The following is a 21,165-nucleotide window of genomic DNA, read 5'->3' as shown; positions in this document are numbered from 1 at the left end:
ATAGCAATGCAAGATTTTACAAAGATAGCGAAAGAGGTTTTTGATTTGGAATCTAATGCGATTTTGGGATTAAAATCATTCGTCGGTGAGGATTTTAATGCAGTGATACTTAAGATTTTGAATCTTAAGGGGCGTTTAGTAATCAGTGGTATGGGAAAGTCTGGGCATATAGGGGCAAAGATTGCCGCAACTCTTGCAAGCACAGGAACACCTAGCTTTTTTATGCACCCTGCTGAAGCTTTACACGGGGATTTAGGTATGCTTACTTGTGAGGACGCCTTGCTTGCGATTTCAAATTCTGGAGAAAGTGAAGAAATTTTACGCTTGATTCCCTCCATCAAAGTGCGTCAGATTCCATTAATTGCAATGAGTGGTAAAGTGCATTCTACGCTCGCAAAAGAAAGTGATTATTTTTTGAATGTTAGTGTTGAGCAGGAAGCTTGTCCTTTGCAGCTTGCTCCTACGAGTTCAACAACGGCGACACTCGCAATGGGAGATGCGATTGCAGTGGCTCTAATGCGTGCGCGCAATTTTAAGTCAGAAGATTTTGCATTGTTTCACCCAGGAGGTAGCTTAGGGCGCAAACTCCTCACTCGTGTAAGAGATATTATGGTGAGTGAAAATTTACCGCTTGTTATGCCTAATACGCCCTTTAAAGAATTAATTGCTGAGATGACTTCTAAAAAGCTTGGTATGTGTTTAGTAGTAGAACAAAGTAAATTATTGGGTATCATCACAGATGGTGATTTGCGCAGGGCTTTGAGTGCAGAAAAATTCAATGCGTTTGCTTGTGAGATTATGACTAAAAATCCTAAAACAATTTCAAGTAATGCGATGGCAACAGAGGCAGAATCTCTTATGCTAGAGTATAAAATCAAAGAATTGATTGTCCAAGATGGCGAATGTCTAGCGGGAATTGTGCAACTTTATGAAATCGGTAGAGTTTAGCGGCGATTCTCTATTAGGGGTGGGTAAATTACCGAATTAATAAATGCCTTAGGGTGTGATTCTATTTTGTTTTATTTAAAAAATATTAAGATTTTAAGAATCTAAACACTTTCTTTTATTTCGTTAGCTATTTGTTGTAAATTTTAAGCTAGTAATTATGCTTTATTTTATAAAATATTGGGATTCTCTATAAAATATGTAAGGGAAATCTTAGAGGAAGGAGCAAATATGCAATCAAATCCTGCGTTAGAGTATGATTACTCCATTGCAAAATTATTTCTTTTTGCAACGATCGCATTTGGTATTGTTGGATTGTTGTTGGGTGTTGTGATAGCTTGTCAAATGGCGTTTCCAGACCTTAATTATTTAGCCGGTGAGTTCGGAACATTCGGACGCTTGCGCCCTTTACACACAAATGGAATCATCTATGGATTTACATTGAGTGGTATTTGGACAGCATGGTATTATTTGGGGCAAAGAGTCCTAAAAATTTCTTATAATGAGCATCCATTTTTAAAAGTGGTCGGTCATTTGCATTTTTGGGTTTATATTGTGCTAATGGCACTAGCGGTTGTTAGTTTGTTTGCTGGTATGAGTCAGTCAAAAGAATATTCTGAACTTGTGTGGCCATTAGATTTGTTAGTTGTTGTCGTATGGGTGTTATGGGGAGTTAGTCTCTTCGGTTCAATGGGTGTTAGACGCGAACAAACCATCTATATCACTTTGTGGTATTTTATTGCGACATTTGTAGCAATTTCTGCACTTTATATTTTTAATAACCTTTCTATTCCAACTTATTTAGTTGCTGGCGTAGGGTCTGTTTGGCATTCTATTTCTTTATATGCAGGAACAAATGACGCAATGGTGCAATGGTGGTTTGGGCACAATGCGGTTGCATTTGTTTTCACTTCAGGAATTATTGGTGTGATTTATTATTTCTTACCTAAAGAATCAGGACAACCAATTTTCTCTTATAAATTAACTTTATTTTCATTTTGGGGATTAATGTTTGTTTATATTTGGGCTGGTAGCCACCACCTTATTTATTCTACCGTTCCAGATTGGATGCAAACAATGGGTTCAATTTTTTCAGTTGTTTTGATTTTGCCATCTTGGGGAACAGCAGTAAATATGCTATTAACTATGAAAGGGCAATGGCATCAACTTAAAGAATCTCCGCTCATTAAATTTTTGCTTTTAGCTTCTACTTGGTATATGCTAACTACTTTGGAAGGACCAATTCAATCTATTAAATCCGTTAATGCTTTAGCACACTTTACAGATTGGATTATTGGACACGTGCATGATGCAGCGTTGGGTTGGGTTGCTTTTACAATCATTGCGGCTTGTTATCATATGACTCCAAGATTATTCAAACGTGAAATTTATTCTAAAAAACTAATGGATATTCAATTTTGGGTACAAACTGTTGCGATTATTCTTTATTTCTCAAGTATGTGGATTGCAGGAATTACACAAGGTATGATGTGGAGAGCAACGGATGAATTTGGAAGTTTGGCTTACTCATTTATTGATACTGTAACTGTGCTAATGCCTTATTATACAATTAGGGCAATTGGTGGAGTATTGTATTTCTTAGGCTTTATCATCTTTGTTTATAACATTATTATGACCATTGTTGCTAGTAGGGAGCTTGAGAGTGAACCTAAATATGCAACTCCAATGGCAGCGTAAAGGAGGCTTGTGATGTTTCATTGGTTGGAAAAAAATCCGTTTTTCTTTACGGTAGTCTTTTTGTTAGTGTTTTCAATTGCGGGACTAGTTGAGATTTTGCCAGATTTTGCTAAGGCTTCACGTCCGACAGAGAATCTCAAACCTTATACGCTTTTGGAAACAGCAGGGCGTCAAGTTTATATTAGCGAAAGTTGTAATGCATGTCATTCTCAATTAATTCGCCCATTTAAGGCAGAAACAGATCGTTATGGTGCTTATAGTCTAAGTGGTGAATATGCTTATGATAGACCATTCTTGTGGGGCTCTAAAAGAACGGGACCAGATTTACATCGTGTAGGTGATGTCCGAACCACAGATTGGCATGAAGAACATATGTTAGACCCAACTGCGGTAGTTCCGGGTTCTATTATGCCAGCATATAAACATCTATACAATAAAAATGTAGATGTAGATACTGCTTATGCGGAAGCTTATACGCAAAAAGTTGTTTTCTCAATGCCTTATGACACAGAAAATAATCCTAAGTTAGGTGATTTAGAAGCGGCAAGAGCAGAGATTTTAGCAGAAGCAAAAATTCTAGCGGAGGATATGAAAGATCCAGAAATAAAAGCTGCACTTGAAAGAGGTGAAATTAAGCAAATTGTAGCATTGATTGCTTATTTAAACAGCTTGGGACAAAAAAGAAGGGCTAACTAATCGTGGAATATGAAACGATAAGAATCATTCAAGGTTATGCTTATTGGTTTATTACAATTCTATTAGTGTTTTTGTTGTATGGATATGTATTTCATCTTTACAAAAGCCAAAGAAGTGGAAAAATTGATTATGAGAAATACGCAAGACTTGCGTTAGATGATGACCTAAATGATGCTTTAGTGGAAAAACGAAATAATAAAGACGAAAAGAAGGAGAGCTAAATGGAATGGTTTAACTTGGGCGACAGTGTAAATCAACTTGGATTACTTGGCGCCGTAGCAATTTTAGCTTTGACTATTTTCATTGTCGGTGGTTACATCAAAAAGATGAAAGATAGCAAGGCAGAAGGTGAATTAACAAGTGAAGATTGGGATGGTATTAAAGAATTTAAAAATGATATTCCAATTGGATGGGGTGCTACTTATCTTGTATTGTTGATTTGGGGTTTGTGGTATTGGTTTGTAGGTTATCCTCTCAATACTTATTCACAAATCGGAGAATATAATGATGAAGTGAGAGCTTATAATGCAAAATTTGAAGCACAATGGCAGAATATTGATGCTCAAACTTTAACAAAAATGGGACAAAATTTATTTTTGGTTCAATGCTCACAATGTCATGGAATCACTACGGAAGGGATGAATGGCACAGCAGCAAATTTGGCAGAGTGGGGTAGAGAAGAAGGAATCATTGCAACAATTAAAAATGGTAGTAAAGGTTTAGGCTATATGTTGGGAGATATGTTGCCTCTTAGCGAAGTTGCTCCCGGCGTAGTAGATTCTGAAGAAGCGCAAAAAGCAGTTGCTGCTTATGTAATGGCGGAAATTTCTGAAGTTAAAAATACAAAATATCCAGACTTGGTTGCAAAAGGTAAAGAACTTTATAGTGCTGCAACATGTAATGCTTGTCATGGTGAAGATGGCGCAGGAATGGGTGGTATGGCACCAGATCTTACTAAATATGGAACACCAGCATTTGTGGCTGAAGTGCTTGAAAAAGGCAAAAAAGGACATATTGGTATTATGCCAACTTTTAAAACTCAAATGCTAACTGATAAGCAAAAAGAAGCTTTGGCACATTTTATCTATTCAGAGAAAAACTAAGGAGGTTTGAGTATGAATGGTTTATTTGGAGTTAATGGACTTTTGGGCTTTATCGTAGCAGTTGTTTTGTTGCTTTCTGTTGTTTTCTGCCTTGGCTATACAGCAGTAGTAACACAAAGTGCTCAAGCAAACAATCCTTATACGATTGAAAATGCAAACACTTTGCAAATGAGAAGTGCTGACAATGCTCAGCATTATAAAGAAGTAGGAGCGAAATAATGGTTAAATATAGCGGATTGGAAAAAATTCTTTTTGTAGCTCATATTGTAGTGATTGTTGCATCTATTGCAGTTGCTTTTATTCCTAATATGCTTCTTTATGTTGGTTAATGAATGTTGAAAGCACTTAAAATAGGGATTCTTTCCCTATTTTTTTGCACATTGGCTTTGGGCAAATCTTATGTGTTGGAAAATCAAAATCAGCTCATCAAAAAAACAACAGATTTTATAGAAGTGTTATCTGATGAAGTGTTTGAAAAAACAGGCGTTTCAATGTATGTTGTTGCTCTTGAAGGTTTAGAGGGAACAAATCTTGAAGAGAAAGAACAAATATATCTGCAAAACTTAAAAGAGCCTTTTGTTCTTCTTTTTTTTGTGCGTAAAGAAAAAAAAATAAACATCATTGCGAGTGCGGAGGCTGAAAAATTATTTGATAAGCGGGTAGTTTATTGGGATTATATTGTGCCTCTGATTCCAAAATCTGATAAAGACCTTACACAACAAAGTATATCTGCCTTTTTACTCAATGGTTTTGTAGATATTGCCGATAGGATTGCTCAATCACAAAATGTGGAGCTTGAACATAGTTTTCCGAAACAAAACAAAGGACAAAGTGTTGTGCGTATAGTGCTTTATGTAATGTTATTTGTTTTGCTTTTGCTTTTTGTTTTTGTGTATTTGAGGAGAAATAAATGAAAAATTATTGGCCTTTTGGAATCTTTTTGCTTGCAATGGTAGTGGTAGGGCTTATCGTGCTAACTATTAAAGTGGCAGTTATGAATCCTGTTGAATTACAAAGTATATGCCAGCGCAGTTCGCAAGAGATTGACGCAAATATTAACGAGATTGTCAAAAGTCGCGAATCGTTTTTAAATAAATATAATGTTTCTTTTGAAGGCGCATTACAACAAGACACAAAGAGTTTTCGCCAAATCTTTTTGCGCTTAAGCAATAAAATAAATGGCAAGATAGAAACAGATGCCAAGGTAAGTTTTTTTCTTACACGACCAAATACTGTTAAAGAGGATAAGAATCTAGGAGAGGGTGAATTGGTTGAGGGTTTGTGGCAAAGCCAAAGCTTTGAAGTGCAAAAGGAAGGACGTTATCAAAGTGAAGCATTGATAGAGATTGGGGAGGACTCTATTTGCGTTACACAAGAATATTTTATTCAAAAATCCATTGATTAAAATCCATTGATTATTCTGGTTTTGTAGGCTAAAGTTCCATTATATACTTTGTTTGGAGGAATTATGCAGGATTCTCAAGCAAATCATTTAACCCATCATTGGAAAATGTGGCTAGCTGTTATCGCAATTAGTCTTGCGGCATTTATATTTAATACTTCAGAATTTGTTCCCATAGGTCTTTTGAGTTTGATTGCAAAGGATTTTGGTGTAAGTGAGGCGGAAGCTGGGTTTTTGATTAGCCTTTATGCTTGGGTGGTGGCACTCGCGTCATTGCCTTTGATGTTGGCTTGTTCTCGCTTTGAAATGAAACGGCTTCTACTCTTAGTTGTCGGGCTTTTTGTTTTGAGTCATATTGGCTCTGCATTGTCTAGTGGATATTGGACATTAATGCTATCTAGGATTGGAGTTGCTTGTGCGCACGCGTTATTTTGGTCTATTGCTACTCCAATGGCAGTGCGCGTAGCTCCTAAAGGCAAAGAAAGTGTGGCACTTAGTTGCATTGCGACGGGCACGAGTATTGCATTAATTGCTGGATTGCCTTTAGGAAGAGTGATTGGATTGCATTTGGGTTGGAGGATTAGTTTTTTAAGCATTGGAATCGTTGCATTTCTGCTTCTTTTGGTTTTGGTTAAGAGTTTGCCCAAAATACCTAGTGGAGGCGCAATTTCTCCTAGAAGCTTGCCAAAACTCCTCAAAACTCCACAATTACTTGGAATCTATGGAATCACACTTTGCCTCGTTAGTGCGCATTTTATCGTGTATAGTTATATTGAACCCTTTTTGATGCAGTATGCGAATTTTGGAGAAAATGTTATTACAATGGTATTGATTGTCTTTGGGGGCATTGGTTTTGTGGGAAGTTTTGTGTTTTCTAAATATTATAATGAATACAAAACATTTTTCTTAAATTTCGCAATTTTTGGGATTTTTATTGCGCTTGCAAGTTTAATTGGAGCGAAGTTTAGCCTTTTTGGGGCATTATTGATTTGTGTGCTTTGGGGCTTGTGTATTACATTGTTTAATCTTACTCTCCAAGCAAAAGTATTACAATTAGTTCCTGTTGGTACTGCTGTGGCAATGTCAATGTTTTCTGGAATTTATAATGTCGGTATTGGAAGTGGAGCATTTGTAGGTGGAATCGTGATTCAATATTTAGGAATTGCAAATCTTGGATTTGTAGGTGCGGGAATTGCACTTTGTGTTTATATTTATTATAGCAAGAAAATGTTTTTTTGAATAATAAAATTGTGGCGGGAGGAAAGCTTTAAAATGCGTTTCCTCATTGGAGTTTAAATATATTCTGCAATCACGCTACCCATACGCTCACAAGAGCAAACTTCCTTAGCACCGAAATTCGCAATATCTTTTGTGCGATAACCCTCTTTTAAGACAGTTTCAATCGCATTGTCTATCGCATCTGCTGCTTCTATTTCTCCTAAAGAATAGCGCAACATCATTGCAGCGCTTGCAATCGTGGCGATTGGGTTTGCGATTCCAAGTCCAGCAATATCAGGAGCACTTCCGTGAATTGGCTCGTAAATAGCAGCCTTTCCGCCGATAGATGCAGAGGGCAATAAACCAATAGAACCACTAAGCATACTCGCCTCATCACTCAAAATATCTCCAAAAAGATTGCCTGTCAAAATCACATCAAATTGCTTAGGATTACGAATCAGTTGCATTGCTGCGTTATCTACATACATATTACTAAGCTCCACATCGGGATATTCTTTTGCCACTTCACTAACGACTTCTCGCCATAGTTGGCTTACATCTAGCACATTTGCTTTATCCACAGAGCAAACTTTCTTGCTTCTTTTTTGTGCGGCTTTAAATGCTATGTGTGCGATTCTTTTGACTTCTTCTACGCTATATATCATTGTGTTATATCCACGATTCTTATCACGCCCCTTTGGAGTACCAAAATAGATTCCCCCAATGAGTTCTCGCACGACAAGTATATCTACTCCTTGCACAATTTCAGGCTTTAAGGTGCTTGCTTCAAGGAGTTCATTATAGACTTTTGCTGGACGAAAATTTGCAAAAACTTCTAGGCTCTTTCTTAGACGCAAAAGTCCGCTTTCAGGTCTAAGTTCGCGCGGTAGATTATCCCATTTTTCACCACCGATTGCACCAAAAAGAGTTGCATCAGATTCTAAACAACCCGCAATCGTTTCGTCCGGAAGAGGATTTTGTGTCAAATCATACGCAATGCCTCCCATCAAAAAGTCTTCAAAATGAAGTGTGAAATTAAACTTTTGTGCAGCAATTTTTAATATTTTAATCGCTTCATTGACGATTTCTGGACCGATTCCGTCCCCTTTGATAACAGCAATCTTGTAAGTTTTCATTTTTTGCCTTTTTAAAAGATTATTTGGTTAGATTTTGCGCTTTGGCATAGGGGATTAATCCGCCACTTGTCAATAATTCAAGCATAAAAGGTGGAATCGGAGCAAATTGATAGGTGCATTTTTGGGTGAGATTCTTAATCACCCCGCTAGGCAAGTCTATTTCTAATGTATCTCCCTCCTTAATGGAATCTGCTTCCTGAATCTCTAAAATTGGCAAGCCTGTATTGAAAGCATTGCGATAAAAGATTCTTGCATAACTTTTAGCGATTACTGCACTAATCCCTGCCTCTTTAATTGCCACAGGAGCGTGCTCTCGGCTAGAGCCACAACCAAAATTTTCACCCCCTACGATGATGTCGCCTTGATTGATTTCATTGACGAATCCCGTGCGCGCATCTTCCATTAAATGTGAAGCTAGAATCGCTGTATCACTTGTGTTTAAGTATCTTGCAGCAATGATTAAGTCTGTATCAATATTATCTCCAAACTTCCACGCCTTACCGCTAAATTGCTTTTGCATAAAATCCCCTTAAAATTCATAAAAATAACGCGTATTATAGCAAAGAGAATCTAAATTTTAGGTATTGACAATCGTTATATATTAAAATATAATTTGCTAGTTTCGTTTGGAGATTTAAGCAAGATTCAAGCGGAAAAGCAAAATGATTTGAGTTTGGAGGCTAAAATGAGAGTGCAAGGAAGGTTTTGGATTAGAGAGCAGGACAAGAACTTTTTAGGGCACGGCAAGGTAGAACTGCTAGAGAGAATTGCTCAAAGCGGCTCTATTTCCAAAGCGGCAAAAGAAATGCGAATGAGCTATAAAGCCGCGTGGGATAGCATTGATTTGATGAATAATGTCGCGAATGAGCCTTTAGTTGTACGTGTAACAGGAGGCAAAGGCGGTGGCGGCACACAAATTACACAAAAAGGATTAGAGGCAATCCGAATCTTCCGCGAAATGGAACGCGTCCAACAAGAGCTTTTTACACTTTTTGAGAGCAATTTAAATGATTGGGATTCCATAATGGATTATTCCAAGTGGAGTGATAGTGCTAAAAGGAGATTTATGATTAAAACGAGTGCAAGAAATCAGTTGTTTGGTGAGATTGTATTAATTACAGAGGGCAAAGTCAATGCTGAAGTGGTGTTAAAAATCAACGATTCTATGCGTATTTCTAGCACGATTACTTTGCATTCTCTCAAGGATTTGGGGCTAAAGGTTGGCTTGAAAGCCTATGCACTGATTAAAGCAAATTGGATTGTGGTCTTTAGTGAAGAACCCAAAGGCATTTCTATGCAGAATTGTATTAGCGGCGTGATAAAGCATATCACAGATGGTGTGGTAAATTGTGAAATAGAAATGGAATGTGAAAATACAAGATTCTCTGCGGTGATTACCGAAGAATCCCAAAAGAACCTTGCATTGAAAGTAGGGCAAAAAGTTTGGTTTGGATTCAAGTCCAACAATGTAATTTTGGGTATTTAAGGAGAAAAAATGAATTTTACAAAAAAAATTTTGGTTGCTGGAGTTTGTGGGTTAATCTTGTCTTTAAGTGTGCAAGCAGAGGAAATCAAAGTTTTGGGTGCGGCGTCGCTTAAGTATGTATTAGAAGAAATCAAGAATGATTTTCTAAAAAATAAGCCAGAGAATAAGATTGAGATTTCATATATTTCAAGTGGTAAGGCTTATGCGCAGATTAAAAATGGGGCTCCTATTCATTTATTTGTCGCCGCAGATGTAAGTTATCCTGCAAAACTATATGAAGAAAAGCTTGCACCTGCAAAAGAAGAAATCTACGCAAAAGGTACATTGGTGCTTTGGAGTAATAATGAGAATTTTAAACTCAAAGAATTTAAAGATATTTTGAATCCTAAAATCACTCATATTTCTATTCCAAATCCAAAGGTTGCACCTTATGGCAGGGCTTCTGTGGAAGCATTGATTGCTACAAAAATGTTAGATAAAGTAGAATCCAAATTCGTAACAGGTGAAAGTATTGGTGCGGCGACAACTTATGTAGAATCCAAAAACGCAGAGGTAGGCTTCACTGCACTTTCAATGCTTGGAGAAGGTGGAATCCATACAAAAGAAATGAGTTATGTAAGCATTGATGAAAGCCTTTATCAACCGATTAATCAAGCACTTGTGATTACAAATTATGGGAAAGACTCTAAACTTGCAAAAGATTTTAAAGCTTATATTTTAGGCAAAGAGGCAAAAGAAAAATTCTTAAAATTTGGTTATAGCGTTGAATAAGTTACACGGAATCTTAGAATCTTTTACCGAGCAGAAAGGCATTTTGCGTCTTTTTGTGCGTTTAGATTCTATTTTTAGTTTGCAAGGATTTCAACCATTACAAAATGTAGCACAAAATGTGGAATCTCAAAGTCATCTTTTTGTGCTACTGCTAGAAGATTCTGCATTTGTTTCTCATTTGTTGCATCAGCCCTTGCAATTAGGATTCAAAGAAAACAATATCATTGTGGCAACCAAATTAAAAGGCATACACAATACTTTTAGGGCTGAAATTTTAAAAATTACTCAAGATAGTCTTTTTGCACGATTGACGCTTGCTTCAAATTATGCAGAAAACGGCACGCTTAATGTGCTTTGTACTTTGGATTTTGTGAGGCACAATGGGCTTAAAGTGGGAGATTCTATCTTTTGGCATATTCCCGAGAATGAGATTATGCTCTTTTTTGATACAAAAATTTATAATTTAAGGTAGCAATAGAAAGGAATACAAAGGAGTGGAAAGTGGAAAATTTGAATGATTTTGCAATCACAATGCTTTTGACTTTTAAGGTTGCATTTCTTACAACTTTTATCTTGCTATTACTTGCGATTCCATTGGGTTATTTTTTGGCTTTTACGCGAAGTAGAATCGCGCCGATTTTGGAAGCAGTTGTTTCTATGCCTCTTGTGTTACCCCCTAGTGTGCTTGGATTCTATCTTTTGATTACCTTTAGCCCGCAAAGTCCTTTGGGAAAATTCTTATTAGATGTTTTTAATCTTAAACTTGTTTTTAGTTTTGAAGGTTTGATTGTGGGTTCTGTAATTTTTTCGCTCCCTTTTATGGTGAATCCTATTCAAGCAGGTTTTTCAGCTCTGCCCCAATCACTCTTTGAGGCGGCTTTGACGCTTGGAAAAAGTCGTTTAAGGATTCTTTATTCTGTATTATTGCCCAATATTTCACGCTCCGTGCTTGTAGGAGTAGTCGTAACTTTTGCGCATACGATTGGAGAATTTGGTGTTGTGATGATGATTGGAGGGAATATTCAAGGGCAAACACGCGTGGCTAGTATTGCGATTTATGACGAGGTAGAATCCCTAAATTATACATTGGCGCACCAATATGCCTTGAGCTTGTTTGCTATCACTTTTTCTATTCTACTCCTTGCTTTTTATCTTAACAAAAGAAGTGTGAAATGATATTTTTGGATTTTGAAAAGCAGCTCCATAGTGTGCAGGGCAATTTTACTTTGCAGGTTTGTTGTGAGCTAACACCCCAAAATCTTATTACATTTTTTGGTAAAAGTGGAGCAGGTAAAACCACGATTCTACGCATTTTAGCAGGATTGGATTCACCGGATTCTGGAGTGATTCAAGTCAATGATGAGATTTGGTATGACGCGTGTGCAAAAATCAATTTGCCACCTCAAAAACGTAGAATCGGGTTTGTTTTTCAGGATTATGCGCTCTTTCCAAATATGAGTGTGGAGGAGAATCTAAGTTTTGCTTTGCCAAAAAATGCTGATAAATCGCGTGTGGAATCTTTGTTAGAAATCACGGAATTGGGTGCTTTGCGCAAGTTTAAGCCAAATATGCTAAGCGGTGGGCAACAACAACGTGTGGCTTTGGCGCGCGCATTGGTGAGAAATCCGCAAATCTTGCTGCTTGATGAGCCATTTTCTGCATTGGATTCTGCAATGTCGCGTAAATTGCAAGAAGAATTGTTGCGTATCCATCAGCATTTCAAGCTGACTACTTTTTTGGTTAGTCATAATTTTAGCGAAGTGTTTTTTCTCTCAAACTTTGTTGTGCATTTGGAGTTAGGTAAGATTGATAAAAAAGGAACTCCTGATGAAGTTTTTTTAAATGGCTTGCCAAGTGGGAAGTTCCGACAAAGCGGGACAATATTGGAAGTAAGCAAGAATGGATTGGTTTATATCGTGAATGTGCTTGTGGGTAATGAGATTGTCCAAATTACTGCGAGCGAAGAGGAAGTTAAAAATTTGCAGAGTGGAGATTCTGTAATAGTTGCTTCTAAAGCGTGGAATCCGATGTTTGTAAAGATAGATTCTTAATTCCTTGTAAGTCAATATCAAAGCAATCTATAATGTGAAATTTCATCTTAAAATTTTTTAAGATTCCATTGCAAATTTACTTTTGGTTTAAGTTGTGGATTGCTACGAATCGCACTTTTAAAGACAATATGCACCACGATTCCAAAACAGAATCTTGCAACGGCGCGAATTTGTATGATAAGGATAAACTTACAAAGTTTGAATCTTGCGCACAGCCTCTAGGGAATCTTTAACAATACAACTTGTATAAGATTGCAATAACTCCAAACTCGCATAGCCGCTTAGCACGCCTATACTTTGGATATTTGCATTGTTTGCTGCTTGAATATCCAAAGGTGTATCTCCAATCATATAAATGTGGTTTTTCGTAATATCCTTTGGCATTGATTTTAGAGCCAATAAAATAGGTTCAGCACTTGGTTTTGCTTCCTTGACATCTTCTCTACCAATCACACAAGTGAAGTATTCTAGGACTTTGAGATGTTCCAAGATAATTTTAGAGTATTTACCTGTTTTTGTGGTTACAACTCCTAAATGTGCGAATGAATACGCTTCTGTAATTGCTTGTTGCGCATTGTTTAGCAAATGTGTTTTGGGGATACAAATTTTTCCATAATGTTCCCGATAAATTGCGATAAATTCTGGAATCTTGGGAGATTCTACATTAAAAGTTTTAAACATATCTTCAAGCGTGTGTCCAATTTGCAAGCTGACTTTTTCGTAGCTCGGAGTAGGGTGATTAAGAGATTCACAAGCTTTACAAATACCCTCATAGACTGCTTGTGTAGAGTCAATCAGTGTGCCATCTAAGTCAAATAAAACAATTTTATCTTTCATTATATTTTGAACCTTTAATACTATGAACTTAAGTTTGAAAGTGTAACTAATTTTAGTTTAAAGATTTAAGGCATTTTTGATTATAATTGTAAATTCAACTAGAAAAATAAGAGCAGAAAAAATGAAAAATATAGAATCCCAAAATATCCCTAAACTTGATGGAAATTTTGATAAAGATTTATTACAAAAGGCTGCAAAAGACTTTGGCACACCTTTATATGTTTATGATTTGGATAGAATCCAAGAAAGATATGCGCAGATGAAAGCGGCTTTTGGCGGAAGAAAAACAATGATTTGCTATGCATTAAAAGCAAACTCTAACTTAAGCGTTATCAAAAAGTTGGCTAGTTTGGAAAGCGGGGCGGATTGTGTTTCTTTGGGTGAGATTCAACGTGCTATTTTGGCAGGGATTCCAAAGTATAAAATCATTTATAGTGGCGTGGGCAAGCAAGCTTTTGAGATTCAAGAGGCTTTACGCATTGGCATCTTATTTATTAATGTAGAATCCAAAGAGGAAATGTTGCTTGTGGAATCTTGTGCGCAAGAGTTAGGAGTTCCAGCGAGGATTTCTATACGTGTCAATCCAGATATTGACCCGCAAACACACCCTTATATTTCCACAGGGCTAAAAGAAAATAAATTTGGTGTGAGCATTGAAGAGGCTAAGGGTATGTATTTGTTGGCACATCATTCCAAATACTTAGAGCCTATTGGGATTCATTTTCATATTGGTAGCCAATTAACCAAGCTCAAGCCCATTGCGGAGTCTGCACGCAAAATTGCACAACTTGCGCATAGTTTATTGGCACTCAAAATTGAGATTAAGTTTTTTGACATAGGTGGTGGGATTGGAATCACTTATAGTGATGAAACAACTATCAATCCTTATGATTACGCACAAGCAATTTTAGAGGAATTGCGGGGATTGGATTTAACAATTATTTGTGAGCCGGGTAGATTTATCGTGGGAAATAGTGGCGTGTTTTTGACAAAAGTGCTTTATCAAAAAATGCATCAAAATAAGCGATTCGTGATCGTAGATGGTGCGATGAATGATTTAATTCGTCCAAGTTTTTATGATGCGTATCATCAGATTGTGCCACTTAACACAGAATCGCAAGAATTAAGTAGTGCAGATGTCGTAGGTCCAATTTGTGAGAGTGGAGATTATTTGGGCAAAAACATTTCCTTACCTTCTTTGCAAAATGGGGAGGTGCTAGCAGTGCTTAGTGCTGGAGCGTATGGGTTCAGTATGGCAAGTAATTATAATTCTCGCCCGCGCTGTGCAGAGGTTGCAGTTGAGAATGGAGCTATACGATTAGTCCGCAAAAGGGAGTGCATAGAAGATTTGATTGTGTTAGAAAAAGATTATTTATGAAGGAATCTTAAGATGAATTTACAAAATTTTAGAAGAGAGATTGATAGCATTGATGATGAAATTTTGGGATTATTAGAAAAGCGTATGGAGATTGTCAAGCGCATTGGCAAAGCAAAGTTGCAGAGTAATACCCCTATTTATCGTCCAGAGAGAGAAAAAGAAATCATTGATAGATTGCATTCTAAAGGCTCTTTATCACTCAATAGAGCAGCGATTGAGGCAATTTATTCGGAGATTTTTGCAGTCAGCCGTAATTTGGAATCGCCAGAACGCGTGGCGTATCTTGGTCCTCTTGGAAGCTATACGCATCAAGCGGCAGAAAGCAGGTTTGGCGCAATGTGTGAATATTTTTCTCACAATACCATTACACAAGCCGTCAAAAGTGTAGAAAATCAATGTGCAAGTTATGCAGTGATTCCGATTGAAAATAGTCAAAATGGTGTCGTAGGGGAAACATTGGATTTGCTAAGAAGCACAGAGTTAAAAATTGTAGCTGAAATTTATATACCGATTCATCATTGTTTTGCAAGTCAGACACAAAAAATTCAAGAAATTGAGGTTATTTACTCTAAAGACATTGCTTTTGGACAATGTTCTAATTTCTTAAGTGAGCATTCTTTAGACCATATTCAGAGAATTCCGGTAGATTCTACTGCACGTGCGGCGCAGCTTGCAAAAGAAAATCCAAAATGTGCTGCTATATGCTCACCCATTGCAGCGAAACTTTATAGCACGCCAATTTTGTTTGAAAATATTGAGAACAATTCAGACAACAAAACGCGTTTTATTGTGATTAGCAATTTCAAAAATCAACCTTGCGGCAAAGACAAAACTTCTTTGTTTGCAATTTTGGCAAACGACGACAAGCCCGGTGCAATTCATCGTCTGCTTTATGATGTGAAAGATTTAAATATTAATATGACCTTTTTTCAATCTCGCCCTAAGCGCACAGGAAATGATTTTGACTATTGCTTTTTTATTGATATTGATGGACACATTGATGATGCGAATGTGAGTGAATTGTTTAGACGATATCCAAATGAGTTAAAATGGCTTGGAAGTTATTTAAAAATGTAAAACTTGAAAATTTAAAAAAAGATTTTATATAATAGAATTTTTATTAAAGGAGAGAAAATGGCAGAAGAAGAAACCAAAAAAGAATCCAAACTTGAAGGCTTAAAACAGAATAAAATGCTACTTTTCATCATCATTGGTGTCGTTGCATTGTTATTGATTATTTTGATTGTCGTTGCGATTTTGATTTTTAGCGGAGGAGATGAGCCAGAAGCAGGACCGACTGCTGCTCCTCAACAACAAAGTGCAGCAAATAAAGGGAGTGCCGCTAATCCCAATAGTAACCTCTTAAGTGTTGGACCAATGTATCCTTTGGACCAATTTATTGTTAATTTGATGACTTCTGGAGGCGGCAAACGTTATCTTAAAACTTCTATTTCATTAGAGCTTAGCATTGCTGAAATGCAGACAGAGCTTGAAACAAAACGAGGTGTTTTGCGTGATGTGATTATTTCAATTCTTAGTTCAAAAACATTTGAAGAAGTACAGACAGCTAAAGGCAAGCAAAAGTTGAAAGAAGAAATTATAGAACGCTTGAACGAATTTTTGGTAGATGGTAGAGTTGTTAATATCTTTTTTACTGAATTTGTAGTGCAATAATGTTTGATGTGGGAGTAGATATTGTCAAAATTCAGCGCATAGAATCTTTATTAGCAAAATTTGGAGAAAAAGGATTGCAAAAATTCTTAAATTATTCTGAAATACAAATTGCTAAAAATCCTCAAAGTCTTGCAGGATTTTGGGCGGCAAAAGAAGCTTGTGCAAAGGCATTAAAATGTGGAATCGGAAAGGAATTGGGATTCCACGATATATGGATTTCCAAGAACCAAAAGGGTGCTCCGCTCCTGCATTTAAGTAATGAAAAAATGGAATATTTTAACCTCCATTCTCTAAGCCTTTCTCTTTCTCATGATGGCGGATTTGCTATTGCGGTTGTGGCGGTTAGTTTTAAAAATTAATGAATCTTATTAAAATATAATTTTAATAAGATTATAATTTTAAGTTTATCTTGAGGTGTAAGGAATTTTATGTTGCGCTTATGTTCTGCTTCCAAATCACGAAAGCAAATTTTAGAAGCGCATAGGATTCCTTTTGTTCAATGTGATAATGGGTTTGATGAGGAGCAGTTGCCTTTAGATAAGCCCAAGTCTTTTGTCTATCAAGCGGCACTTGGCAAACACAAAAGCGCGTTAGATCTTTATGGGTTAGAATCACCGCTTTTGATTGTAGATAGCGTGATTGATTGTGGCGGAGTTTTACAACGCAAGGCGAAAAATAAAGCAGAAGCAAGTGTGTTTTTGGAATCGCAAAATGGTAAAAGTTTGACGATTCTAACTTGCGCAATTTTGCATTGTGAGCAGTTTTTCTATATGGATTTAAGCCAGACTTATTTTGAGCTTTTTCCTTTTGCTCCACAAGATTTAGAATCTTATTTGCAAAGTGGTTTGTGGGCAAATAAGGCAGGCGCAGTAATGATAGAAGGTTTCCATCAAAACTATCTTAAGCGACAAGTTGGTGCAACCTCTAATGCAATGGGATTGCATATAGAATCCCTTTTGCCTTTTTTAAGGAAAATGCTATGAATACAACAATGGTTGCCGTAATGCTTGCGACAAGTATTGTGATTGGATTAATCGGTCTGATTGCTTTTTTGTGGGGCTTAAAAAGTGGGCAATTTGATGATGAAAAAAAAATGATGCAAGGCGTTTTGTTTGATAGTGAAGAGGATTTGCGCCACGCAGCAAGGGATAATTCAAAAAAGAATTCAAAGGATAATTAATGAAAGAAATTTATGATATTGCAATTGTAGGTGGCGGTCCGGGTGGAATCGCATCGGCAGTAGAATCAATGGTTTTAGGTATTAAAGATGTCATTTTGTTTGAAAAGGGCGAGGGGCATTCTACCACGATTCGCAAGTTTTACAAAGATAAAAAACGCGTAGATAAAGATTACAAAGGACAAAAAGTTGAGTTGAATGGGAACATTTATTTTTGCGATGGCACAAAGGAAAGCACTTTAGATTTATTTGATAAAATCATTCAAGAAAATGGTTTTGAAGTACAATTTCAGACAGAAGTGGAATCTATCAAAAAAGAAAAGGATTATTTTCTTATTTATACTGCCAAAAATACGCAATTTAAAGCGAAATTTGTTGTGATTTCTATCGGAAAAATGGGGCAACCTAACAAACCAAGCTATGCGATTCCAAATAGTATTAAAAATCTCGTCAATTTTAATGCAAATAGTTGTGTAGATGGTGAGAATATTTTAGTTGTTGGTGGAGGAAATTCCGCGGTAGAATATGCGTGTGTGCTTAGTGAAACGAATCCTGTAACTTTAAATTATCGTAGGAAAGAATTTGCAAGAATCAATGAGACAAATCAGGAAAACTTGGATTTGTGTTTTACAAATGGCAAAATTCAGCCCAAACTCGGCGTAGATATTGAAAGCTTAGAAGACCAAGAGGGCAAAGTAAAGGTTAATTTCACCGACGGAACAAGTGCAATATATGAACGTGTAATTTATGCAATTGGAGGAATAGCTCCTGTAGATTTCTTGCGCAAATGTGGTGTAGAATTAGATGCTGATGGTGTTCCTCTCACAGATGACAAACATCAAAGTTCAGTTGAGGGCGTTTATATTGCGGGAGACATTTTATACAAAAATGGTGGTTCTATTGCAGCTGCACTTAATCACGGCTTTGATATTGTGCAGGAAATCAAAAAACAGCTAAATTAAGAGAATTTAAACTTTCTATTATTTAGTTTGAGATAGAATCCAAAGTTTATTTATTGGCAATATTTAATTTTAAGATTTAAAAGGTTAGGAAATGGCAAGAAAATGTTTTTTTACAGGTAAAGGTCCAATGGTTGGCAATAATGTAAGCCACGCAAACAATAAGACGAGAAAGCGATCTTTGCCGAATCTAAGAACCGTGAGAATTAAATTAGAAGACGGCAGGACAATGAAAGTAAGAATCGCAGCTTCCACATTGCGCACTATGAAAAAACACTCTTAATCCTTAGTTCAGGGTTGAGCTGTGGCTTTTGATAGGCTCAAAAAATTTCTCCATTGGGAAGGTACTCAAAAGCCAGATATTGATATGTCTGGTTTGCTCTATGAGCAATTAAAACCTTTCCGTGCGTCTTTTTTATTAATTTTTGCAGGTTTAATAATCAGCACACTTGGCTATTTAGTCTTTACAGACTATGGTTTAATTGACGCATTTTTTCAGGCTTCTTATACTTTTACTACAACAGGTTTTGGCGCATTAGATGAGGGTGAGTTTGATGACTTGACTATCTTTTATACCGCTTTTGTAATGTTGGCAGGTTCGCTTGTTTTAAGCTTCTGTGTTGTTAGTGTGATTGATATACTTAGTCGGGGAAAACTGATTCCAATTATTAAGGAACGTAATATGATTTACAAAATTGCGCGATTAAAAAATCATTTTATCATTTGTTATCACAATGAATACACGATACAGCTATCACAGCAATTTCGTGAGGCACACATTCCCTTTGTAGTGGTGGATCGTAACGATTCGTTAGAAGATATTGCGCAAAAATATCATTATCCTTTTTTTATTAACGAAGACCCACATACAGAAATTGCAATGCTCAAATGCCATCTTTCTAGTGCGCGTGGGGTGATTACATTGTCCAATAATATTGCAGATAATATTGCTCAAATTGCCTCTGTGAGGCTTTATGAGCGTGAATTGGGGCGCAAACCTTATTTTATTATTGGTAATGCGGATAATAATGAAGATGAGGAAAAGCTTAAAAAACTTGGTGCAAATTACGCTGTGTCTCCCTCAAAGCTGTTTGCTCAAAGAGTTAATGCAATGGCAACGCGCCCAGATATGGAGAATCTTTTGGAGAGATTTGCCTATCAAAAGGATACACCGCTTGATTTAGAAGAAATTGTTGTGCCTCGTTATTCTTGGCTCGTCCTAAAAAAGCTTAAAGAAGCCCATGTGCGTGAGATTACACAGACTTCTATTGTGGGGATTACGCAAAAAGATGGCAAATTTATTTCTATGCCTAATGGGGACACTTTAGTAACAAGCGAATGCAAATTACTTGTGATTGGCACTTCACATGGTGTGCATCTAACAAAACAGCTTATCTTTAAAAAAGATAAGCCAGAGGAGTTAAAATATGTTTAGTTTTTTCCCAATACAAGGTGGAATCGCGGTAGCAAAGGGGTTTTATTGCGACGGAGTAAGTGCAGGATTAAAGCCCAATGGAGAACCTGATGTGGCTTTTATTTATTCGGATTCTTTGTGTGAAGTAGAAGCGATTTTTACACAAAACAAATTTTGCGCCGCACCCATTTTGCATTATCAAGAATATGATAAAAATTTCAAAACGAATTTCGTGTTAATTAACTCTAAAAATGCGAACGCCTTAACAGGTGATGAAGGTGTAGCAAATGTCAAAGAAATATTAGACGAAGCCAAAGGTAAATTTCCTATGATTTATAATCCGATTATGAGTTCTACCGGAGTGATTGGTGTGCAGCTTCCAAAGACAAAAATTGTAGAATCTTTTTTGAAATTTGATTTGACAAAAAAAGACGATGCAAAAGCAGCAAATGCAATTATGACGACAGACCGCTTTAGTAAAACCATTGCTTTTGAAGTTGTGCTAGAGGATAAGACTAGCTTTAAAATTGGTGCGATGTGCAAGGGCGCAGGTATGATTAATCCCTCTTTAGCAACAATGTTATGTTTTATCGCCACAGACGCGGAGATTCCAAAGTCGGATATGAAAGATCTTTTACAAAATGCTGCTGAAAACACTTTTAATGCAATTAGCGTAGATGGTGATACTTCTACAAATGATACGATTTTGCTTTTAAGTAATGGCAAGAGTGGAGCATATAATAAGGAAGCATTCGGCTTTGTGTTAGAAAAGATTATGCACAAACTTGCAACGGATATTGTGCGTGATGGCGAGGGTGCGACGAAGCTTGTTGCCTTTGAAGTAAGAGGTGCAAAAACCTCAAAAGAAGCGCAAAAAGTAGCCAAGGCGTTAAGTCAATCTTTGCTTGTTAAAACTGCATTGTTTGGTTGCGACCCTAATTGGGGTAGAATCGCATCAACGATCGGAGCAAGTGGGATTGAATGTAGTCCTAAGACATTAGAAATTTATTTTGATGAAGTGTGTGTTTATCAAAAAGGCATGATTTATTTTGATGGTGAAAATGAAAAAAAAGCTGCAGAAGTTCTAAAACGGGAATCTTTTAGAATTATTTGTGAGATTGGTAAGGGCACAGAATCCTATGTGGCATATGGTTGCGACTTAGGACACGAATATGTCAAAATTAATGCGGATTATCGTTCGTAAATTTAAGCAAGATTAT

27 protein-coding genes are annotated in these 21,165 nt (G+C 36.7%); 24 read left to right on the top strand and 3 right to left on the bottom strand.

Annotated features, from left to right (window positions below):
- Window positions 1-6 precede the first annotated feature (6 nt).
- The 9 genes from CQA43_RS05965 to CQA43_RS05925 all read left to right on the top strand — a co-directional run bounded on the left by CQA43_RS05965 (window position 7) and on the right by CQA43_RS05925 (window position 7,083).
- Window positions 7-948 (top strand): KpsF/GutQ family sugar-phosphate isomerase, encoded by a 942-nt coding sequence (locus tag CQA43_RS05965; protein ID WP_115551705.1) that lies wholly within the window; start codon window positions 7-9, stop codon window positions 946-948.
- Between the two features lie 228 nt (window positions 949-1,176).
- Window positions 1,177-2,643 (top strand): cytochrome-c oxidase, cbb3-type subunit I, encoded by a 1,467-nt coding sequence (gene ccoN / locus CQA43_RS05960; protein WP_115551704.1) that lies wholly within the window; start codon window positions 1,177-1,179, stop codon window positions 2,641-2,643.
- Window positions 2,644-2,655: 12 nt separating this feature from the next.
- Entirely contained in the window at window positions 2,656-3,339 is a 684-nt protein-coding gene (gene ccoO / locus CQA43_RS05955) for a cytochrome-c oxidase, cbb3-type subunit II (RefSeq protein WP_115551703.1), read from the top strand.
- Between the two features lie 2 nt (window positions 3,340-3,341).
- Window positions 3,342-3,560, top strand: coding sequence for a cytochrome c oxidase, cbb3-type, CcoQ subunit (locus CQA43_RS05950; protein ID WP_115551702.1), 219 nt, complete (start codon window positions 3,342-3,344; stop codon window positions 3,558-3,560).
- Window positions 3,561-4,442: a c-type cytochrome gene (locus CQA43_RS05945; protein WP_115551701.1), complete on the top strand. Its 882-nt coding sequence runs from the start codon at window positions 3,561-3,563 to the stop codon at window positions 4,440-4,442.
- A 12-nt stretch (window positions 4,443-4,454) separates the two neighbouring features.
- Window positions 4,455-4,661, top strand: a complete 207-nt coding sequence (locus tag CQA43_RS05940) for a DUF4006 family protein (protein WP_115551700.1) — start codon at window positions 4,455-4,457, stop codon at window positions 4,659-4,661.
- Between the two features lie 113 nt (window positions 4,662-4,774).
- On the top strand, window positions 4,775-5,356 hold the full coding sequence (locus CQA43_RS05935) for a TPM domain-containing protein (RefSeq protein ID WP_115551699.1): 582 nt from the start codon (window positions 4,775-4,777) through the stop codon (window positions 5,354-5,356).
- Entirely contained in the window at window positions 5,353-5,847 is a 495-nt protein-coding gene (locus CQA43_RS05930) for a hypothetical protein (protein WP_115551698.1), read from the top strand. The genes CQA43_RS05935 and CQA43_RS05930 overlap by 4 nt, the downstream gene beginning before the upstream one ends.
- 63 nt (window positions 5,848-5,910) lie before the next feature.
- On the top strand, window positions 5,911-7,083 hold the full coding sequence (locus CQA43_RS05925; protein WP_115551697.1) for a sugar transporter: 1,173 nt from the start codon (window positions 5,911-5,913) through the stop codon (window positions 7,081-7,083).
- 53 nt (window positions 7,084-7,136) lie between these two features.
- Here CQA43_RS05925 and leuB read toward each other — a convergent pair whose 3' ends face one another.
- A complete protein-coding gene (gene leuB / locus CQA43_RS05920; protein ID WP_115551696.1) occupies window positions 7,137-8,198 on the bottom strand; it encodes a 3-isopropylmalate dehydrogenase in 1,062 nt (353 codons plus the stop codon).
- A gap of 19 nt (window positions 8,199-8,217) precedes the next feature.
- Window positions 8,218-8,718: a 3-isopropylmalate dehydratase small subunit gene (locus CQA43_RS05915; protein ID WP_115551695.1), complete on the bottom strand. Its 501-nt coding sequence runs from the start codon at window positions 8,716-8,718 to the stop codon at window positions 8,218-8,220.
- Window positions 8,719-8,811: 93 nt separating this feature from the next.
- Here CQA43_RS05915 and CQA43_RS05910 point away from each other — a divergent pair, with 93 nt between their 5' ends.
- Genes CQA43_RS05910 through CQA43_RS05890 form a run of 5 tightly spaced genes read left to right on the top strand, consistent with a single transcriptional unit; the run spans window position 8,812 to window position 12,506 of the window.
- Complete coding sequence (locus CQA43_RS05910; RefSeq protein WP_245944240.1) at window positions 8,812-9,684, top strand: TOBE domain-containing protein; 873 nt, start codon at window positions 8,812-8,814, stop codon at window positions 9,682-9,684.
- Window positions 9,685-9,693: 9 nt separating this feature from the next.
- Window positions 9,694-10,455 (top strand): molybdate ABC transporter substrate-binding protein, encoded by a 762-nt coding sequence (gene modA / locus CQA43_RS05905; RefSeq protein ID WP_115551694.1) that lies wholly within the window; start codon window positions 9,694-9,696, stop codon window positions 10,453-10,455.
- Window positions 10,448-10,927 (top strand): hypothetical protein, encoded by a 480-nt coding sequence (locus CQA43_RS05900; protein ID WP_115551693.1) that lies wholly within the window; start codon window positions 10,448-10,450, stop codon window positions 10,925-10,927. The genes modA and CQA43_RS05900 overlap by 8 nt, the downstream gene beginning before the upstream one ends.
- Before the next feature lie 59 nt (window positions 10,928-10,986).
- The gene (modB, locus tag CQA43_RS05895; protein ID WP_115551749.1) at window positions 10,987-11,631 is read left to right on the top strand and encodes a molybdate ABC transporter permease subunit; all 645 of its coding nucleotides are present in this window, start codon (window positions 10,987-10,989) and stop codon (window positions 11,629-11,631) included.
- Window positions 11,628-12,506 (top strand): sulfate/molybdate ABC transporter ATP-binding protein, encoded by an 879-nt coding sequence (locus CQA43_RS05890; RefSeq protein WP_115551692.1) that lies wholly within the window; start codon window positions 11,628-11,630, stop codon window positions 12,504-12,506. Before modB ends, CQA43_RS05890 begins: the two co-directional genes overlap by 4 nt.
- A gap of 189 nt (window positions 12,507-12,695) precedes the next feature.
- On the opposite strand, the gene CQA43_RS05885 is transcribed toward CQA43_RS05890, so the two are convergent.
- On the bottom strand, window positions 12,696-13,343 hold the full coding sequence (locus tag CQA43_RS05885) for an HAD family hydrolase (protein ID WP_115551691.1): 648 nt from the start codon (window positions 13,341-13,343) through the stop codon (window positions 12,696-12,698).
- A gap of 121 nt (window positions 13,344-13,464) precedes the next feature.
- On the opposite strand from CQA43_RS05885, the gene lysA reads away from it, so the two are divergent.
- The 10 genes from lysA to argJ all read left to right on the top strand — a co-directional run bounded on the left by lysA (window position 13,465) and on the right by argJ (window position 21,149).
- Window positions 13,465-14,721, top strand: a complete 1,257-nt coding sequence (gene lysA / locus CQA43_RS05880) for a diaminopimelate decarboxylase (protein WP_115551748.1) — start codon at window positions 13,465-13,467, stop codon at window positions 14,719-14,721.
- A gap of 12 nt (window positions 14,722-14,733) precedes the next feature.
- Complete coding sequence (gene pheA / locus CQA43_RS05875; RefSeq protein WP_115551690.1) at window positions 14,734-15,798, top strand: chorismate mutase; 1,065 nt, start codon at window positions 14,734-14,736, stop codon at window positions 15,796-15,798.
- A gap of 57 nt (window positions 15,799-15,855) precedes the next feature.
- Window positions 15,856-16,395: a flagellar basal body-associated protein FliL gene (gene fliL / locus CQA43_RS05870; protein WP_115551689.1), complete on the top strand. Its 540-nt coding sequence runs from the start codon at window positions 15,856-15,858 to the stop codon at window positions 16,393-16,395.
- Window positions 16,395-16,754, top strand: a complete 360-nt coding sequence (gene acpS, locus CQA43_RS05865) for a holo-ACP synthase (protein ID WP_115551688.1) — start codon at window positions 16,395-16,397, stop codon at window positions 16,752-16,754. Before fliL ends, acpS begins: the two co-directional genes overlap by 1 nt.
- Before the next feature lie 69 nt (window positions 16,755-16,823).
- Window positions 16,824-17,378, top strand: coding sequence for a septum formation inhibitor Maf (maf, locus tag CQA43_RS05860; RefSeq protein WP_115551687.1), 555 nt, complete (start codon window positions 16,824-16,826; stop codon window positions 17,376-17,378).
- On the top strand, window positions 17,375-17,575 hold the full coding sequence (gene ccoS, locus CQA43_RS05855) for a cbb3-type cytochrome oxidase assembly protein CcoS (protein WP_115551686.1): 201 nt from the start codon (window positions 17,375-17,377) through the stop codon (window positions 17,573-17,575). The genes maf and ccoS overlap by 4 nt, the downstream gene beginning before the upstream one ends.
- A complete protein-coding gene (locus CQA43_RS05850) occupies window positions 17,575-18,534 on the top strand; it encodes an NAD(P)-binding domain-containing protein (RefSeq protein ID WP_115551685.1) in 960 nt (319 codons plus the stop codon). The genes ccoS and CQA43_RS05850 overlap by 1 nt, the downstream gene beginning before the upstream one ends.
- A gap of 91 nt (window positions 18,535-18,625) precedes the next feature.
- Complete coding sequence (gene rpmB, locus CQA43_RS05845; protein ID WP_115551684.1) at window positions 18,626-18,814, top strand: 50S ribosomal protein L28; 189 nt, start codon at window positions 18,626-18,628, stop codon at window positions 18,812-18,814.
- A gap of 21 nt (window positions 18,815-18,835) precedes the next feature.
- Window positions 18,836-19,966: a potassium channel family protein gene (locus CQA43_RS05840; protein ID WP_115551683.1), complete on the top strand. Its 1,131-nt coding sequence runs from the start codon at window positions 18,836-18,838 to the stop codon at window positions 19,964-19,966.
- A complete protein-coding gene (argJ, locus tag CQA43_RS05835; protein WP_115551682.1) occupies window positions 19,959-21,149 on the top strand; it encodes a bifunctional glutamate N-acetyltransferase/amino-acid acetyltransferase ArgJ in 1,191 nt (396 codons plus the stop codon). The genes CQA43_RS05840 and argJ overlap by 8 nt, the downstream gene beginning before the upstream one ends.
- Window positions 21,150-21,165: the final 16 nt, after the last annotated feature.

This window comes from Helicobacter ganmani (assembly GCF_003364315.1).
Lineage (GTDB): Bacteria > Campylobacterota > Campylobacteria > Campylobacterales > Helicobacteraceae > Helicobacter_D > Helicobacter_D ganmani.
Note: the sequence above shows the minus strand (reverse complement) of the source record. Positions and strands in the feature narration are given on the sequence as shown.

Bases quoted from the DNA above. Each gene is read 5' to 3' on its own strand.
- CQA43_RS05965 (WP_115551705.1), top strand. From the start codon at position 7: ATGCAAGATTTTACAAAGATAGCGAAAGAGGTTTTTGATTTGGAATCT.
- CQA43_RS05935 (WP_115551699.1), top strand. From the start codon at position 4,775: ATGTTGAAAGCACTTAAAATAGGGATTCTTTCCCTATTTTTTTGCACA.
- ccoN (WP_115551704.1), top strand. From the start codon at position 1,177: ATGCAATCAAATCCTGCGTTAGAGTATGATTACTCCATTGCAAAATTA.
- CQA43_RS05850 (WP_115551685.1), top strand. From the start codon at position 17,575: ATGAAAGAAATTTATGATATTGCAATTGTAGGTGGCGGTCCGGGTGGA.
- modB (WP_115551749.1), top strand. From the start codon at position 10,987: ATGCTTTTGACTTTTAAGGTTGCATTTCTTACAACTTTTATCTTGCTA.
- maf (WP_115551687.1), top strand. From the start codon at position 16,824: ATGTTGCGCTTATGTTCTGCTTCCAAATCACGAAAGCAAATTTTAGAA.
- CQA43_RS05930 (WP_115551698.1), top strand. From the start codon at position 5,353: ATGAAAAATTATTGGCCTTTTGGAATCTTTTTGCTTGCAATGGTAGTG.
- pheA (WP_115551690.1), top strand. From the start codon at position 14,734: ATGAATTTACAAAATTTTAGAAGAGAGATTGATAGCATTGATGATGAA.
- CQA43_RS05885 (WP_115551691.1), bottom strand. From the start codon at position 13,343: ATGAAAGATAAAATTGTTTTATTTGACTTAGATGGCACACTGATTGAC.
- CQA43_RS05915 (WP_115551695.1), bottom strand. From the start codon at position 8,718: ATGCAAAAGCAATTTAGCGGTAAGGCGTGGAAGTTTGGAGATAATATT.
- CQA43_RS05925 (WP_115551697.1), top strand. From the start codon at position 5,911: ATGCAGGATTCTCAAGCAAATCATTTAACCCATCATTGGAAAATGTGG.
- rpmB (WP_115551684.1), top strand. From the start codon at position 18,626: ATGGCAAGAAAATGTTTTTTTACAGGTAAAGGTCCAATGGTTGGCAAT.
- CQA43_RS05945 (WP_115551701.1), top strand. From the start codon at position 3,561: ATGGAATGGTTTAACTTGGGCGACAGTGTAAATCAACTTGGATTACTT.
- CQA43_RS05940 (WP_115551700.1), top strand. From the start codon at position 4,455: ATGAATGGTTTATTTGGAGTTAATGGACTTTTGGGCTTTATCGTAGCA.
- modA (WP_115551694.1), top strand. From the start codon at position 9,694: ATGAATTTTACAAAAAAAATTTTGGTTGCTGGAGTTTGTGGGTTAATC.
- lysA (WP_115551748.1), top strand. From the start codon at position 13,465: ATGAAAAATATAGAATCCCAAAATATCCCTAAACTTGATGGAAATTTT.
- ccoS (WP_115551686.1), top strand. From the start codon at position 17,375: ATGAATACAACAATGGTTGCCGTAATGCTTGCGACAAGTATTGTGATT.
- fliL (WP_115551689.1), top strand. From the start codon at position 15,856: ATGGCAGAAGAAGAAACCAAAAAAGAATCCAAACTTGAAGGCTTAAAA.
- leuB (WP_115551696.1), bottom strand. From the start codon at position 8,198: ATGAAAACTTACAAGATTGCTGTTATCAAAGGGGACGGAATCGGTCCA.
- ccoO (WP_115551703.1), top strand. From the start codon at position 2,656: ATGTTTCATTGGTTGGAAAAAAATCCGTTTTTCTTTACGGTAGTCTTT.
- argJ (WP_115551682.1), top strand. From the start codon at position 19,959: ATGTTTAGTTTTTTCCCAATACAAGGTGGAATCGCGGTAGCAAAGGGG.
- CQA43_RS05890 (WP_115551692.1), top strand. From the start codon at position 11,628: ATGATATTTTTGGATTTTGAAAAGCAGCTCCATAGTGTGCAGGGCAAT.
- acpS (WP_115551688.1), top strand. From the start codon at position 16,395: ATGTTTGATGTGGGAGTAGATATTGTCAAAATTCAGCGCATAGAATCT.